This window comes from Curtobacterium sp. B8 (genome assembly GCF_000333315.1).
GTDB lineage: Bacteria > Actinomycetota > Actinomycetes > Actinomycetales > Microbacteriaceae > Curtobacterium > Curtobacterium luteum.
Map to the genome: position 1 here is coordinate 1 of NZ_BACW01000340.1, position 14,656 is coordinate 14,656.

Below are 14,656 nucleotides of genomic sequence, written 5' to 3' on the forward strand. Positions count from 1 at the left end.
GGACTGGGACCCCTGGCGGCCCCTCGTCGTCGAGACCGCGCGCCGGGTGCTCGACTTCGCGGGCGGCACGCTCGTCATGCCGATGACCGTGCTCGTCGAGCCGTACTGGCGCGAGATCAGCGGTGGGCTCGCGGCGTACGGCATCCCGGTGCGTCACTTCGTGCTGCACGCGGACCCCGAGACGCTCCGGCACCGCATCCTGCACGACTCGGTCCTCGGGCCGTCGACCTTCCGGCTCGAGTACGTCGACCGGTACGCGGAGGCGGCGCGGGCCTGGCTGCACGCCGAGGCCGAGGTGGTCGACACCACCGCGATCGGGCCGTCCGAAGCGGCCGACCGCATCGCCGCGGTGGTGCTGGCCGACGCGTCCGCGCGCTGACGCGCCGACCATCGGACGGGAGGCACGGGGCGGACCCGCACCGTGCCTCCCGTCCGGCGGTGGTCGCGACCACGACGCGGCGTGCGCCGCGCGGTGATCGACGCGTCAGGCCGGTGGCCGGTGCGGCGGTGCGGAGCGCACCGCGTGCGTCCGCCACGTGATCTCCGAGACGAACGCGGCGGTGTCCGGTCCGAGCGGATCGTCCGGGGCGTCCTCGACGAGCACGCCGAGCGCGGGTGCGAGCAGGAACGCCGTGGTGGTCTCGGTGCCGAACGTGTCGACGGTGGGCACGGCCACGACGTCGGTCAGCCCGGCGTGTGCCAACGCCGCGGCGTAGTCGAGGACGGCGTCGGCGGCCTCGTCCGTGGTGAGGACGGCGGTGAGTCCGTACACGATGTGCTTCATGGTCCGGGCTGCGGTGGTGGGGTGAGCACGCGCGGGCGAGTGTTCCGGACAGAGGGAGGCGGCGCCCATCCGGAGCCGGTACAGCGGAGCCGACTCGGTCCGGACAGTACGCGCAGTTCACTGCGGACGTTCGGGGAGAGGCCCTACGGTTGCCACAACCGCACACGCGGGAACCCACTGTTCGGCCGAAGGGCTGTTCCTGACGGAAGCAGCCCGCATGGCCACTTCGTCCACCCTGTACCGCCCGACCTCACCGCGACCGGCGGGGGCACGCTCCGGGACCTCCACCTACAAGGACCTCCTGCAGCAGGTGAAGGACGCCGGACTCCTCCGGCGTCGGACCGGCTTCTACTGGACGGTCTTCGCTGTCCTCGTCGCCGTCGGCGCGATCGCGTTCACCGTCACGGCGTTCCTCGGGCACAGCTGGTTCGCGCTCATCCCCGCCGGGGTCCTGGGGGTCGTGTTCACCCAGTTCGCGTTCCTGTCCCACGAGGCAGCGCACCGGCAGATCTTCGCGTCGAACCGGTGGAACGACCACGCCGGACGCTTCGTCGGCGTGTTCCTCGTCGGTATGTCCTACTCGTGGTGGATGAACAAGCACACCCGGCACCACGGCAACCCGAACACCATCGGCAAGGACCCGGACATCGCGCAGGACACGGTGTCGTTCATCGAGGAGGACGCAGCGAAGCGCACGGGGATCCTCCGCCTGCTCACGCGGGTGCAGGGCTGGGCGTTCTTCCCGCTCCTCACCATGGAGGGGATCAACCTGCACTGGCTGTCCATCCGGGCCGTCCTCACGGGGGAGCACGTGAAGGGCACCTCCCGCGGGCGGGCCGTCGAGGGTGTCCTGCTGCTCGCGCGCTTCGGGCTGTACTTCTGGGCCGTGTTCGCGTTCCTGCCGATCGGCATCGGTTTCGCGTTCATCGGCGTGCAGGTCGCGGTGTTCGGCGTGATGATGGGCGCCTCGTTCGCGCCGAACCACAAGGGGATGCCGGTCATCGCCGAGAACGCCCGGATCGACTTCTTCTCCCGACAGGTGCGGACCTCCCGGAACATCGTCGGCGGCCGGTGGGTGGACCACCTGCTCGGTGGCCTCAACCACCAGGCGGAGCACCACCTGTTCCCGAGCATGGCGCGACCGAACCTCCGCCGCGCCAAGCCGCTCGTGCAGGCGCACTGCCGCGCGCTCGGCATCCCGTACACCGAGACGACGCTGTTGCGTTCCTACGGGATCGTCGTCGCGTACCTCAACCGGGTCGGGCTCGCGGCGCGAGACCCGTTCGCGTGCCCGATGGTGACGTCGCTGCGGCTGCACTGAGGCGCTGCGGGGCACTGTGGCGGGCGGGGTCGCTGCTCTCGTCGGTGCGCCTGCGCCTCCGCGCGGGTGAGCGTGCCGGTCAGCCCTGGCCCTCGTCGACCAGTCGCCAGCCGTCGGCGGTCCGCGCCCAGCACCAGCTCCACTGCATCGTGCCCGGGTCCGCTCCGGTCATCCAACGCTGGGTGATGACCGACGGCACGCACACCTCGGCTTGGGCGGCCTGCTCGGCGGAGACCGCGTAGGGCTTCCCGACGTCGCGGTAGGCCAGGAGTTCGGACTCCCCGTCGGACCACGCGGTCGGCGCCTTCGGGCACCAGTCGGTCGTGCCGCTGGCCTCGAGGAGGTCGAGCAGGGCGCAGTCGTGGGCCTTCGCCGCGCGGAGGTACGCGAGCGTGTCCTCGCGCGGGGTCGCGCTGCGTGGCGGTGCCTCGGCGAGAGCCCGGGCGTGCGCGGCGGCGTCGAGCGCTTCCGAGTGGACGGTGACGACCGTCGCGGTGACGGCGACCGCCGCGACCGCTCCGAGGAGGACCTTCCAACGTGTGCGCACGCGACGATGCTCCCAGACGCGGGTCGTGCGGCGCTGCCCCCAGAACCGGTCGGGGTCGTCGTGCACCTCGCACCGTGCGAGGTGCACCCGATACGGTGCGTGGTTCCACGCACGGTGCGAGGCATTTCGCCTCGCACGGTGTGGGGAACCTCGCACCGAGCGCCGTCGACCCCCGGGCGTGGAGGGGTACCGGCCGAGTAGCTGCCCCGCGTCGCACCGTGCGAGGGCGCTCGACACGGTGCGAGGTCCTCCACATGGTGCGAGGCATTTCGCCTCGCACCGTGTGGGGAACCTCGCACCGAGCGACTCGCACCGAGCGCCGTCGACCACCGAGCGACTCGCACCGAGCGACGTCGACCCCCGACCACCGCCGACCCCGACCACCGCCGACCCCGAGCGCGCACCCCGCCCGCGGCCGCGGCCCAGGGGTCAGCCGGCGGGCGGGACGGCCGTGCTCGCCCGGACCACGAGCCGCGTCGGGACGAGGTCGGCGACGGTCGACGCCGGCTCGGGGTTGCCCTCGATCTGCCCGAGGAGGTTCCGGACCGCTCGTCGGCCGACCTCGTCGAACGACTGGTGCACGGTGGTGAGCGGAGGCCAGAACGAGTCGGCCTCGGGCGAGTCGTCGAAGCCGACGACGCTGAGCGACCCGGGGACGTCCCGGCCGGACTCGTGCGCGGCGCGGAGCACCCCCAGCGCGGTCTGGTCGTTCGCGGCGAACACGGCGGTGATGTCCGGTCGTGCGGCGATCGCGAGCCCGGCCTCGTACCCGTGCGACGTGGTCCAGCCGCCGTGGAACACCGGGGGCACCACCCGCCCCGCACGTTCGAGGGTGTCCTGCCACGCGGCGAGACGGCGTGCGGCGGAGTACGACGACACCGGTCCGGCGACGTGCCAGACGGTGTCGTGCCCGAGGTCGAGGAGGTGCTGCGTCGCCAACCGTGCACCCTCGGCCTGGTCGGTGTCGATCGACGGGTGCTGGGTCGTGCCCGTGGAATCCACGACGACCATCGGGACGCCGTCCGGCAGCGCCACCTCGGCGGTGTCGATGATGTGCGACTCGATGATGATCACCACGCCGTCGACGGCCTGCTCGTGCAACCGCGAGAACGCCGAGCGGACGCCCTCCTCGGTCCGGGAGGCCATCGGCAGCAGGGTGATCGTGAAGTCCGCGGCCCCGGCGGCGTCGGCGATCGCCTCGAGCGTGCGCATGTTGCCGAACGACGCGAGCGTGAACATGATCACGCCGATCGTGCGGAAGCGTCCCGAGCGGAGCGCGCGGGCGGCGCGGTTCGGCCGGTATCCGAGCTCGTCCATCGCCCGCTGCACGCGGTCGCGGGTGTCCGGGGAGACGTTGTCGAAGCCACGGGCGACGCGCGACACGGTCTGCATCGACACGCCGGCGGCCTCGGCGACCGCGGCCATCGACGGGGCACGGCGCACACCGCTGAGTTCCGTGGTCACGGGGCCTCCCTCGACGCTCGACATCGGATCGTGATCGAGCCCGACTCCGGTGACGGTAGCGCATGTTGACGTTGCCATGCTATCGTCGCGGCGTTCGATGTTGACGTCAACATCGACGCACCCGAACGCAGCACGACAAGGGAGTCACATGACCACGCTCGAAGCGCGTGCGCCAGGAGCAGCAGCCCCGGCCACGCCGCCGCGGCGCCGCACCTCGCAGCGCGGCCGCTGGACCGGCTGGATGTTCGTCGGGCCGTTCGTCGTCGTCCTCGTCGCGATGCTCGTCGTCCCGATCGGGTACGCGCTCTGGCTCAGCCTGTTCCGCGACCAGCTCATCGGCGGCAACCAGTTCGTCTGGTTCGCCAACTACGTCCAGCTGTTCCAGGACGCCAAGTTCTGGCAGGGCTTCGGCCGCGTCGCGCTGTTCCTCGTCGTGCAGGTGCCGATCATGCTGGTCGTGGCGCTCATCGCCGCGCTGGCCCTCGACTCCGCGCGGCTCTGGGCATCGTCCTTCTTCCGGATCGCGATCTTCCTGCCGTACGCGGTCCCCGGCGTCGTCGCGGCGCTCATCTGGGGATTCATCTACGGCAACCAGTTCGGTCTCACGGGCTCGATCAACTCCGCGCTCGGCATCGACCTGCTCCAGCCGTTCAGCCCCGACTGGGTCCTCGCGTCGATCGGCAACATCGTCACGTGGGAGTTCGTCGGCTACAACATGCTGATCTTCTACGCAGCCCTCCGCGTCGTCCCCACCGAGCTGTACGAGGCCGCCGAGATCGACGGCGCCGGTCCGCTCCGCACGGTCTGGTCGATCAAGATCCCGGCCCTCCGCGGCTCGATCGTCATCGCCACGATCTTCTCGATCATCGGCAGCTTCCAGCTCTTCAACGAGCCGAACCTGCTGAAGACCCTCGCTCCGAACGTCATCGGCAGCGCCTTCACCCCGAACATGTACGCCTACTCGCTGTCCTTCAGCGGCCAGCAGTTCAACTACTCCGCCACCGTCGCGATCGTGATGGGTGTCATCACCGCCGTGATCGCCTACGTCGTCCAGGTGCGCGGGACCCGAGCGGAGAACCGATGAGCGCCGTCGAGACCCACACCCCGGCCGCGACCGTGACCGAGGCGGTGACCACCCGCGGCCGTGCCCGTGCCGCCCGTCCGAACGGCACGAACCGAGCGAACGGACCGAAGGGCCGCGGTCCCCGCGCCCGCAAGTCGCCGCTCCTGCTTGTCGTGATGATCGTCATCACCGTCTACTCGCTACTGCCGCTGTTCTACCTCGTCGTGAACGCGACGAAGTCGCAGGCCGACCTGCTCAGCACCTTCGGTCTCTGGTTCGGCGGCGGGTTCCAGCTGTTCCAGAACATCGGTGAGACGCTGACCTACGACGGCGGCATCTACCTCCGCTGGCTCGCGAACACCGTCCTGTACGTCGTCGTCGGCGCCGGCGGAGCCACCCTGCTCGCGACCATCGCCGGCTACGGCATGGCGAAGTTCCGGTTCCCCGGTCGTCGTGGGGTCTTCGCCGTCGTGCTCGGCGCGATCGCCATCCCCGGCACCGCGCTCGCCGTCCCGACCTTCCTGCTGTTCTCGTCCGTCGGCCTGACGAACACCCCGTGGGCGATCATCCTGCCCTCGCTCATCAGCCCCTTCGGCATGTACCTCATCTGGACGTACGCGATCGACGCGGTCCCGACGGAGGTCATCGAGGCGGCCCGCATGGACGGCGCGGGGGAGTTCCGGATCTTCTTCACGATCGCGCTGCGACTCCTCGCCCCCGGCGTCGTGACGGTCCTGCTCTTCGCGGTCGTCGCGACCTGGAACAACTACTTCCTGCCCCTGATCATGCTGAGCGACCCGAACCTCTACCCGCTCACGGTCGGCCTCAACCAGTGGAGCGCGCAGGCGCAGGGCGTCTCCGCGCACCCGATCTACAACCTCGTCATCACCGGATCGCTCCTCACGATCGTCCCGATCGTCGTCGCGTTCCTCTTCCTCCAGCGCTCCTGGCAGTCCGGCCTCGCGGCCGGGTCCGTCAAGGCGTGATCCGTCGGACGGGAGGGACGGGGCGACCCCGCCACGCGCCTCCCGTCAGCACGACCAGCCGGACGGGAGGGACGGGGCGACCCCGCCCCGCGCCTCCCGACCCGGCACGCAGCAGCACCACCCCTCTCCACGAAGAAGTGAAAGGCAATCCCATGCACAAGCGTCTCCGGCGCGGGCTCAGCGCCCTCGCGATCGGCGTCACCGCGGCCATCGCCATGACGGCCTGCGCCTCCGGCGGTTCCGGCTCCGGCGGGTCGTCCGACGACATCACCAAGGCCCTCGAGAAGGGCGGCACGCTCACCTACTGGTCGTGGACCCCGTCGGCCGAGGCCCAGGTCGCCGCGTTCGAGAAGGCCTACCCCAAGGTGAAGGTCAAGCTCGTCAACGCCGGTACCGGCAACGACCAGTACACGAAGCTCCAGAACACGATCAAGGCCGGCTCGGGTGCTCCCGACGTCGCGCAGATCGAGTACTTCGCCCTGCCCCAGTTCGCCCTGAGCGACTCGCTCGTCGACCTCAAGTCGTACGGCTTCGACAAGCTCGCCGACAAGTACGGTGCGGGCACCTGGCAGTCGGTCGACCTCGACGGCAAGGTCTACGGCCTGCCGCAGGACTCCGGCCCCATGGCCATGTTCTACAACGAGAAGACGTTCAAGGAAGCCGGCATCTCCACCCCGCCGAAGACCTGGGACGAGTACGTCGCGGACGCCGAGAAGATCCACGAGTCGAACCCGAACGCCTACATCGCCGCGGACTCGGGCGACGCCGGCTTCACCACCTCGATGATCTGGCAGGCCGGCGGCCGTCCGTTCGAGGTCAAGGGCACCGACGTCACGGTCAACCTGCAGGACTCCGGCACCAAGAAGTGGACCTCGACCTGGAACCAGCTCGTCGAGAAGGGCCTGCTCTCGCAGACTCCCGGCTGGACCGACGACTGGTACAAGCAGCTCGGCAACGGTGAGATCGCCACGATGGTCACCGGTGCCTGGATGCCCGGTGTCCTCGAGTCGAGCGTGAAGGACGGCAGCGGCAACTGGCGCGTCGCCCCGATCCCGACCTACGACGGCTCCTCCGACGTCACCGCGAACAACGGTGGCTCCGCCGAGGTCGTCATGAAGCAGTCGAAGAACCCGGCCCTCGCCGCCGGCTTCCTCAAGTGGCTGAACTCCTCGCAGGACTCGATCGACGTCTTCCTCAAGTCGGGCGGCTTCCCGTCGACCAAGGCCGAGCTGACCTCGTCCTCCTTCACCGCCGAGAAGCCGGAGTACTTCGGCGGCGAGGCGATCAACGAGACCCTGTCGAAGGCGTCGTCGACCGTTGCCGAGGGCTGGCAGTACCTGCCGTTCCAGGTCTACGCGAACAGCGTCTACGCGGACACCGTCGGCCAGGCGTACCAGAACAAGTCCGACCTGAACGCCGGCCTCGAGGCCTGGCAGAAGGCGATCGTGAAGTACGGCAACGAGCAGGGCTTCAAGGTCACCTCGAAGTAGTCCTGTCCCTCCCGTCCTCACCGAACCGGGGCCGCGCGGACACCGTCCGCGCGGCCCCGACCCCTGAAAGGCCCCTCCCATGCGCTTCGCCATCGGCGACACCGACTTCCTGCTCGACGGCGAGCCCCACCGCGTCCTCTCCGGCGCGATCCACTACTTCCGTGTCCACCCCGACCTGTGGCAGGACCGGATCCGCAAGGCCAAGCTCATGGGCCTCAACACCATCGAGACGTACGTCGCCTGGAACGCGCACGCGCCGCAGCCCGGCGTGTTCGACCTCACCGGTGGGCTCGACCTCGGCCGCTTCCTCGACCTCGTCGCCGCCGAGGGCATGCACGCCATCGTCCGCCCCGGCCCGTACATCTGCGCCGAGTGGTCGAACGGCGGGCTGCCGTACTGGCTCTTCGCGGACGGGACCGTCGGGGTCCGGCGGAACGAGCCCGGGTTCCTCGCCGCCGTCTCGTCGTACCTGCAGGCGTTGGCGCCGGTGCTGGTCCCGCGGCAGATCGACAACGGCGGGCCGATCGTGCTCGTGCAGGTCGAGAACGAGTACGGCGCCTACGGGTCGGACGCGTCGTACCTCCGGGCGCTGGAACAGATGCACCGCGACATCGGCCTGACGGTCCCGTTCACCAGCGTCGACCAGCCGATGGGCACGATGCTCGAGGACGGCTCGCTGCCGTCGCTCCACAAGACCGGCTCGTTCGGGTCGCGCGCGACCGCACGGTTGGCGCGGCTCCGCCTGGCGCAACCGACCGGGCCGCTCATGTGCTCCGAGTTCTGGGACGGCTGGTTCGACAGCTGGGGCGAGCACCACCACACGACGCCGGCCGCCGCGTCGGCCTCGGACCTGGAGGACCTGCTCGCCGCCGGGGGCTCCGTCAACATCTACATGTTCCACGGCGGCACGAACTTCGGCTTCACCAACGGGGCGAACGACAAGGGCGTGTACCGGCCGATCGCGACGTCGTACGACTACGACGCCCCGCTCGACGAAGCCGGCCGGCCGACCGAGAAGTTCCACGCGTTCCGTGCGGTGATCGAGCGCTACGCGCCCGTCCCGCCGCTGCCGACGTCGATGCAGCCGGGCGGGTCGGGTCGGCTCGACCCCGTGGCCGGTCCGGGTGTCAGTGCCGGTTCCGCTGTCGGTTCTGGTTCCGCTGTCGGTTCCGGCGGTGTCGGCCTGGAGGCACGGCGCGCGCCCGCCACGGACGTCGCCGTCCGGCTCGACCGCGTCGCACCCCTGGCGACGCTCCTGCCGACGCTCACGTCGTGGACGGCGCACGACGTGCCGCCCACGTTCGACGCACTCGGCGCGGCGTCCGGCTTCGTGCTGCACCGCACCGAGGTCGCCCTGCCCACCGGGGGCGTCCTCACCGTCGGCACCGAGGTCCGTGACCGCGCGATCGTCTCCGTCGACGGGGTCGTCGTCGGGGTCCTCGAGCGCGAGCACCACGACCGCGCGATCGCGCTCCCGCCCGTCACCGGCACGCTGGAGCTCCTCGTCGAGGACCAGGGCCGGGTCGACTACGGTCCGCGCATCGGCGAGCCGAAGGGGCTCATCGGGGACGTCCGCGTCGACGGCGAGCTGCTGTCCCGGTGGACGGCCGCGCCGCTCGCGCTCGACCCGATCGCCCCGGCCGCGCTCTCGGTCCTGGGGGACGCGACTCCCTCCGCCGGCGACGTGCTCGCCGGACCGGTGTTCGCGTCCGGGTCGTTCGAGCTCGCGTCCGTCGACGACCGGTACCTGTGCCTCGACGGCTTCCGGAAGGGGGTTGCCTGGGTGAACGGGTTCTGCCTCGGGCGGTACTGGTCACGAGGTCCCCAGAAGACGCTCGCCGTGCCGGGGCCGGTGCTCCGGGAGGGCCGCAACGACGTCCTGGTGTTCGAGCTCCACGCCGCCGCGTCGCGCACGGTGTGCCTGCTCGCCGAGCCGGACCTCGGCCACACCGAGGGCTGAGCGTCCGGGTAGCCTGGCCGGACCGGTACTTCGTCGGAGGGGGACCTGATGTGGAACGTGGTGCAGGCAGCCGGCCGGATCGTCATGCGGGTGGTGCAGGTGTTCGTCCGCGCGACGGACGGTCCCGGGTCCCACGGCAGTGTCGGCCCCGCCTCGATACCGACCCCGCCGCCCTCGGAGCGTGAGGAGTACCGGCCCTAGCCGGTCACGAGGGGTCCTCGTCGAGGGCGTCGAGCTCGCAGAGCGCACGGCGGGCATCGTCCACGCGCTCGTCCTCCGGCCGCGTCCACCACTCCGGACCGCGTTCACCCAGACCGTGCTTCGCGAGCCCGTTGCGGTGCCGGGCCTCGGCCAGGGCAGCCTCGTCGCCGTCGCGCTTCGCCCGCTTGACTGCGTTCCGCCCGCGCCCGAGGTGCGATCGCAGCGCGGCGGCCACGTCGTCGGGGATCGTCGGGTCCGTCCGACGCCACCGCCGACCGTCCACGACGAAGAAGTGGTCATCGGGCTCGGCGGGCATGCTCCCGAGTCTGCACCGTCGGTGGTCACCGGTAGACAGGTGGCGATGAGCGAAGCACGCACGCGTCCGATGCTCGACGTCCGACGCATCTACGCCGAGGACGCCGCACTCGCGCTGCCCCGCGGGCAGGAGGTACTGGGGCGCTGGCCGGACGCCGAGATCGTCCCGGTCGCCTCGCACTGGAACATCCCCGAGGTCCACGGCGACGAGCGGAACGTGCAGCGGTGGGTCCGCATCAAGACCGAGGCGCTCGTCCTCGGGGTGAAGAAGTCGCTCGTCACCCGGCCGAACGGGCGCTCCGCGGACTTCATCGCACCGTCCACGGCGAACGGGTGCGCGATGGCGTGCGCGTACTGCTACGTGCCGCGCCGCAAGGGGTACTCGAACCCGGTGACGGTGTTCGCGAACATCGAGCAGATCACCAAGCACGTCGCCCGGAACATCGCGAAGCAGGGGCCGAAGACCGAGCCGAACCAGTGCGACACGGAGTCCTGGGTCTACGACATCGGCGAGAACAGCGACTGCTCGGTCGACGCGATGCTCAGCGACAACGTGCGCGACCTCTGCGACCTGTTCCGGATGAGCCCCACGGCCAAGGCATCCTTCGCGACGAAGTACGTCAACCGCGACCTGCTCGACTGGGACCCGATGGGCCGCACCCGCATCCGGTTCTCGCTCATGCCGCACGAGACCGCGAAGGTGACGGACATCCGGACGAGCCCGATCGCCGAGCGGATCGCCGCCGTGAACGACTTCGTCGACGCCGGGTACGAGGTGCACCTCAACTTCTCGCCGGTCATCCTCACGCCCACGTGGGAGTCCGACTGGGCCGGACTGCTCGACCACGTCGACGACGTGCTCTCCCCGGCGGCGAAGGCGCAGCTCGCGGCCGAGGTCATCTTCCTCACGCACAACGAGCAGTTGCACGAGGTCAACCTCGGCTGGCACCCGAGGGCCGAGGACCTGCTGTGGCGGCCGGACCTGCAAGAGCAGAAGGTCTCGCAGAACGGCGCCGTGAACGTGCGGTACCGGTCGGGGATGAAGGGGCAGCTCGTCGAGCGCTTCCGGGAACTCGTGGCGGAACACCTGCCGAGTTGCCGCATCCGCTACGCGTTCTGACCCCCGCGCGGCGCACGTCCGACACAGCGAACGCCCGCGCCGTCGAACGGCGCGGGCGTCAGTGGGATGGACGGATCAGTTGCCCGTCAGCTTGTCCTTGGCCTTCTCGGTCTCGAGACGACCCTCGCCCATGACCTGGTCCTTCTGGCCCTGGTGCTTCAGCTCGTCGTCGTCGGTGTGCTTGCCGACCGCTTCCTCGACCTTGCCGACGAGCTTCTGGGTGACGTCCTTCGCCTTGTCTCCGAGCGACATGGTGTCTTCCTTCCTCCGGGAACCGCCGAGGGTCCCCGGCGCCTGTGCCCTGAACACAACCAGCACGGAACGCGTGACTCGCGGCCGGGCCGCAGGTTCGTGTCCCCCGGTTGGTTCGAACGGGGTACGGATCAGGGGATGAGGCGGTCCGCGCGGTAGCGGTCGAACAGGTCGGCGAACGCACGCTCGGTGCGGCGGAACGCGGTGAACCCGGCCTCCCGGCTCTTGCCCATGTCGGTGACGACCTCCATCGTGCGACCGAGGTCGGCGTCCGTGTGCCACCAGGACGCCAAGCGGGTGATGTCGTGCTCGGTGAGGCCGTACCGCTCGGCGATCCCGGCCCATGCAGACTCGTACCGGGCCATCTGCTCCTCGAGCGGGCGTGCGGTGCCGTCGAAGCCGACGACGCGCGCCGGGTCCACCCCGAGGTGCGCGGCGAGTCGCGGCCACATCCACCGCCAGCGGAAGACGTCGCCGTTCACCACGTTGAAGGCCTCGTCAGCGCCCTCGGGCGAGGTGGCCGCCCACACCATGTGCTCGGCGAGGATGCCGGCATCGGTCATGTCCGTGAGCCCGTTCCACTGCGCCTCGCTGCCCGGGAACACGAAGTCGAGGCCGAGCTCCTTCGCCAGCGTCGCCTGGACGGCGATCGTCAGGCCCATGTTCATGGCGTTGCCGACGGCGTGCCCGATCACCGTGTGCGACCGGTGCACGGACCAGGTGAAGCCCTGGCGCTCGGCCGCTGCGAAGAGCTCGTCCTCCTGCGCGTAGTAGAAGTTCGGGGTGTCGAGCCGGGGCTCCTCCTCGTGGAAGGGCGTGTCCGGCATCTCGCCCGCGGCGTACGCCTCGAACGGGCCGAGGTAGTGCTTCAGTCCGGTGACGAGGGCGACGTGGGCGAGCGGTGCGTGCGAGAGGGCCGCGAGGAGGTCCCGCACCATGCCGCCGTTGACGCGGATGTTCTCGGCCTCGGTGTCCTGCCGCTGCCACGCGGTGAAGAACACGTGCGTCGGCTGCTCGCCCGCCAGCGCGGTGCGCAGGGACTCCGGGTCGCGGAGGTCGGCGGCGACGGTGCGGACGCCGTCGCGGGGGTGCGGCCGCCGGGACAGGGCTGTGACCTCCCAGCCGAGGTCGAGCAGGTGGTCCACCAGTGCGGACCCGGTGATGCCGCTGGCACCCACGACGAGGGCTTCGTGTCGGACGGGCGTCGTGGCGGTCGCGGTCGGTGTGGTGTCGAGAGTCATCCCCGGGTGCAACGCAGGCGGGCGACAGGTGTTCCCTACCGGGGGCGGCGGATCCGGATGGGCCCCTTCGCGGTCGACGGGTCGACGACACTGCCGTGCTGGGTGATCTCGACCTCGCCGCGCGCGACCATGCGCCGCGCTGCCCGGCGAGCGGGCTCCATCAGGTCGCGCCACCCGTCCGGGTCGAGGGCGCGTGCGGCGTCGGACGGGCAGATGCTCGACGACCGGGCACGAGCCGCGAGCAGCTCGTCGATCCGCTGTTCGAGCGCCAGGTCGGTGGCGTCGAGGCCGTGCTTCCGGCAGGCGGACGAGCAGTACTTCGCGTCCGGGGCAGCGGACGAGGGCATCCGACGACCGCACGAGGCGCAGGTCCGTTCGGCGTGCTCGGCCTCGTTCGCGGCGGCGTCGGCCTCGGTCCTGATCGCGCGTCCCATGGAACCATCCTCTCCCTGGGGCACCAGCGCGCACACAGGACATCCGCACCCGCGCGGGGAGCGCCTGGCACCATCGGAGCGGTGAGCAGCCACGAAGGACCGGACCGCCCCGCCGAACCCGCGTGGGTCGAGCACGCCGTGTGGTGGCACGTCTATCCGCTGGGGTTCGTCGGCGCGGAGGTCCGGCCCGCCACCCCCGTCGCGGACCGGGTCCTCGAGCACCGCCTCGACCGCATCACCCCGTGGCTCGACCACGTCGTGGACCTCGGACTGAACGGGCTGTTGCTCGGACCGGTCTTCGCGAGTTCGACGCACGGCTACGACACGGTCGACCACTTACGCATCGACCCGCGCCTCGGGGACGTCGACGACCTCGACCGACTCGTCGCAGCGGCGCACGAGCGTGGCGTGCGGGTCCTGCTCGACGGTGTCTTCAACCACGTGGGCCGCGAGCACCCGGCGTTCCGCGCGCTCGAGGAACAGGGGCCGGACGCCCCGAGCGCCGACCTGTTCGCCGTGGACTGGGCGGGGTGGACCCCGGGGCAGCGCGTGCCGGTGGGGGACTTCGAGGGGCACGACATCCTCGTCGCCCTCGACCACGACAGCGCGGCCACGGAGGACCTCGTCGTCGAGGTCATGACGCACTGGCTCGACCGCGGGATCGACGGGTGGCGGCTCGACGCGGCCTACGCGGTGCCGCCGGCCTTCTGGGCCCGGGTCCTGCCGCGGGTGCGCGAGCGGTTCCCGGAGGCCTGGTTCAGCGGCGAGGTCATCCACGGCGACACGGCAGCGATCGTCCGCGCGTCGACGATGGACTCCACCACGCAGTACGAGCTGTGGCAGGGGATCTGGCACGGCATCACTGACCGGAACCTGTTCGAGCTCGCGCACGCGGTCGAGCGGCACGATGCGCTGCTGGCGACGCAGGCGCCGACCACGTTCGTCGGCAACCACGACGTCACCCGGATCGCGAGTGCCGTGGGGGAGCGGTTCGCCGGGCACGCGGCGGCCGTCCTCTTCACCGTGGCGGGGACGCCGGTCGTGTACGCGGGGGACGAGTACGGCTGGACCGGCGTGAAGGAGGAACGCGAGGGCGGCGACGACGCGGTCCGTCCGACGTTCCCGGACACCCCGCCGGCACCGGTGGAGCTGACCCGCACGTACGAGGCCCTCGTGGCGCTCCGACGCCGGAACCCCTGGTTGCACCGTGCCCACACCGACGTCGTGCACCTGACGAACACCGGGCTCGTGCTGCGGACCGCGACCGCGGACGCGGCCGTGGTGACGACGCTGAACCTCGCGGACGAGCCGGTGGAGCTGCCCGCGGCGGGTGCGACGCACGTCGAGGCGGGCGGCGGCGACCTGCGGGACGGGACCGTGCGCCTCCCGGCCGCTGGGTGGGCCGTCCTGACGGCGTGAGCCGACCCCGAGACTCGGCCCGCACGCAACGAGACTCGGGCTGAGCGACAGTCCTCGCG

15 protein-coding genes are annotated in these 14,656 nt (G+C 70.9%); 8 read left to right on the forward strand and 7 right to left on the reverse strand.

Annotated elements, in window-relative coordinates; genetic code table 11:
- On the forward strand, nt 1–379 hold a 379-nt coding region (locus I59_RS08815), incomplete at its 5' end, for a hypothetical protein (protein ID WP_022903555.1).
- A 105-nt stretch (nt 380–484) separates the two neighbouring features.
- Here the strand turns inward: I59_RS08815 and I59_RS22795 are convergent.
- Entirely contained in the window at nt 485–784 is a 300-nt protein-coding gene (locus I59_RS22795) for a hypothetical protein (RefSeq protein WP_022903556.1), read from the reverse strand.
- 217 nt (nt 785–1,001) lie between these two features.
- Between I59_RS22795 and I59_RS08825 the strand changes: the two genes are divergently transcribed.
- On the forward strand, nt 1,002–2,105 hold the full coding sequence (locus I59_RS08825) for an acyl-CoA desaturase (protein WP_022903557.1): 1,104 nt from the start codon (nt 1,002–1,004) through the stop codon (nt 2,103–2,105).
- 79 nt (nt 2,106–2,184) lie between these two features.
- Here the strand turns inward: I59_RS08825 and I59_RS08830 are convergent, their stop codons facing one another.
- The gene (locus I59_RS08830) at nt 2,185–2,652 is read right to left on the reverse strand and encodes a hypothetical protein (RefSeq protein ID WP_148286146.1); all 468 of its coding nucleotides are present in this window, start codon (nt 2,650–2,652) and stop codon (nt 2,185–2,187) included.
- A gap of 429 nt (nt 2,653–3,081) precedes the next feature.
- Entirely contained in the window at nt 3,082–4,077 is a 996-nt protein-coding gene (locus I59_RS08835; RefSeq protein ID WP_175328190.1) for a LacI family DNA-binding transcriptional regulator, read from the reverse strand.
- Between the two features lie 187 nt (nt 4,078–4,264).
- On the opposite strand from I59_RS08835, the gene I59_RS08840 reads away from it, so the two are divergent.
- The 4 genes from I59_RS08840 to I59_RS08855 all read left to right on the forward strand — a co-directional run bounded on the left by I59_RS08840 (nt 4,265) and on the right by I59_RS08855 (nt 9,615).
- Nucleotides 4,265–5,200 (forward strand): carbohydrate ABC transporter permease, encoded by a 936-nt coding sequence (locus I59_RS08840; RefSeq protein WP_022903560.1) that lies wholly within the window; start codon nt 4,265–4,267, stop codon nt 5,198–5,200.
- Nucleotides 5,197–6,165 (forward strand): carbohydrate ABC transporter permease, encoded by a 969-nt coding sequence (locus tag I59_RS08845; protein WP_022903561.1) that lies wholly within the window; start codon nt 5,197–5,199, stop codon nt 6,163–6,165. Before I59_RS08840 ends, I59_RS08845 begins: the two co-directional genes overlap by 4 nt.
- 152 nt (nt 6,166–6,317) lie before the next feature.
- On the forward strand, nt 6,318–7,655 hold the full coding sequence (locus I59_RS08850) for a sugar ABC transporter substrate-binding protein (RefSeq protein ID WP_022903562.1): 1,338 nt from the start codon (nt 6,318–6,320) through the stop codon (nt 7,653–7,655).
- Nucleotides 7,656–7,734: 79 nt separating this feature from the next.
- A complete protein-coding gene (locus I59_RS08855; RefSeq protein WP_022903563.1) occupies nt 7,735–9,615 on the forward strand; it encodes a beta-galactosidase family protein in 1,881 nt (626 codons plus the stop codon).
- A gap of 205 nt (nt 9,616–9,820) precedes the next feature.
- On the opposite strand, the gene I59_RS08865 is transcribed toward I59_RS08855, so the two are convergent.
- The gene (locus I59_RS08865) at nt 9,821–10,132 is read right to left on the reverse strand and encodes a hypothetical protein (RefSeq protein ID WP_022903565.1); all 312 of its coding nucleotides are present in this window, start codon (nt 10,130–10,132) and stop codon (nt 9,821–9,823) included.
- Between the two features lie 45 nt (nt 10,133–10,177).
- On the opposite strand from I59_RS08865, the gene I59_RS08870 reads away from it, so the two are divergent.
- Nucleotides 10,178–11,251 carry a spore photoproduct lyase family protein gene (locus tag I59_RS08870; RefSeq protein ID WP_031273440.1) on the forward strand — a complete coding sequence of 358 codons (1,074 nt, stop codon included), beginning with the start codon at nt 10,178–10,180 and terminating at the stop codon, nt 11,249–11,251.
- A gap of 75 nt (nt 11,252–11,326) precedes the next feature.
- Here I59_RS08870 and I59_RS22045 read toward each other — a convergent pair whose 3' ends face one another.
- From I59_RS22045 to I59_RS08885, 3 genes are all read right to left on the reverse strand, one after another.
- Nucleotides 11,327–11,503: a CsbD family protein gene (locus I59_RS22045; protein WP_022903567.1), complete on the reverse strand. Its 177-nt coding sequence runs from the start codon at nt 11,501–11,503 to the stop codon at nt 11,327–11,329.
- 131 nt (nt 11,504–11,634) lie between these two features.
- Entirely contained in the window at nt 11,635–12,744 is a 1,110-nt protein-coding gene (locus I59_RS08880) for an SDR family oxidoreductase (protein WP_022903568.1), read from the reverse strand.
- A gap of 35 nt (nt 12,745–12,779) precedes the next feature.
- Nucleotides 12,780–13,178, reverse strand: coding sequence for a DUF3253 domain-containing protein (locus tag I59_RS08885; RefSeq protein ID WP_022903569.1), 399 nt, complete (start codon nt 13,176–13,178; stop codon nt 12,780–12,782).
- An 81-nt stretch (nt 13,179–13,259) separates the two neighbouring features.
- Between I59_RS08885 and I59_RS08890 the strand changes: the two genes are divergently transcribed.
- Nucleotides 13,260–14,597 carry an alpha-amylase family glycosyl hydrolase gene (locus I59_RS08890; protein ID WP_022903570.1) on the forward strand — a complete coding sequence of 446 codons (1,338 nt, stop codon included), beginning with the start codon at nt 13,260–13,262 and terminating at the stop codon, nt 14,595–14,597.
- Nucleotides 14,598–14,656 lie beyond the last annotated feature (59 nt).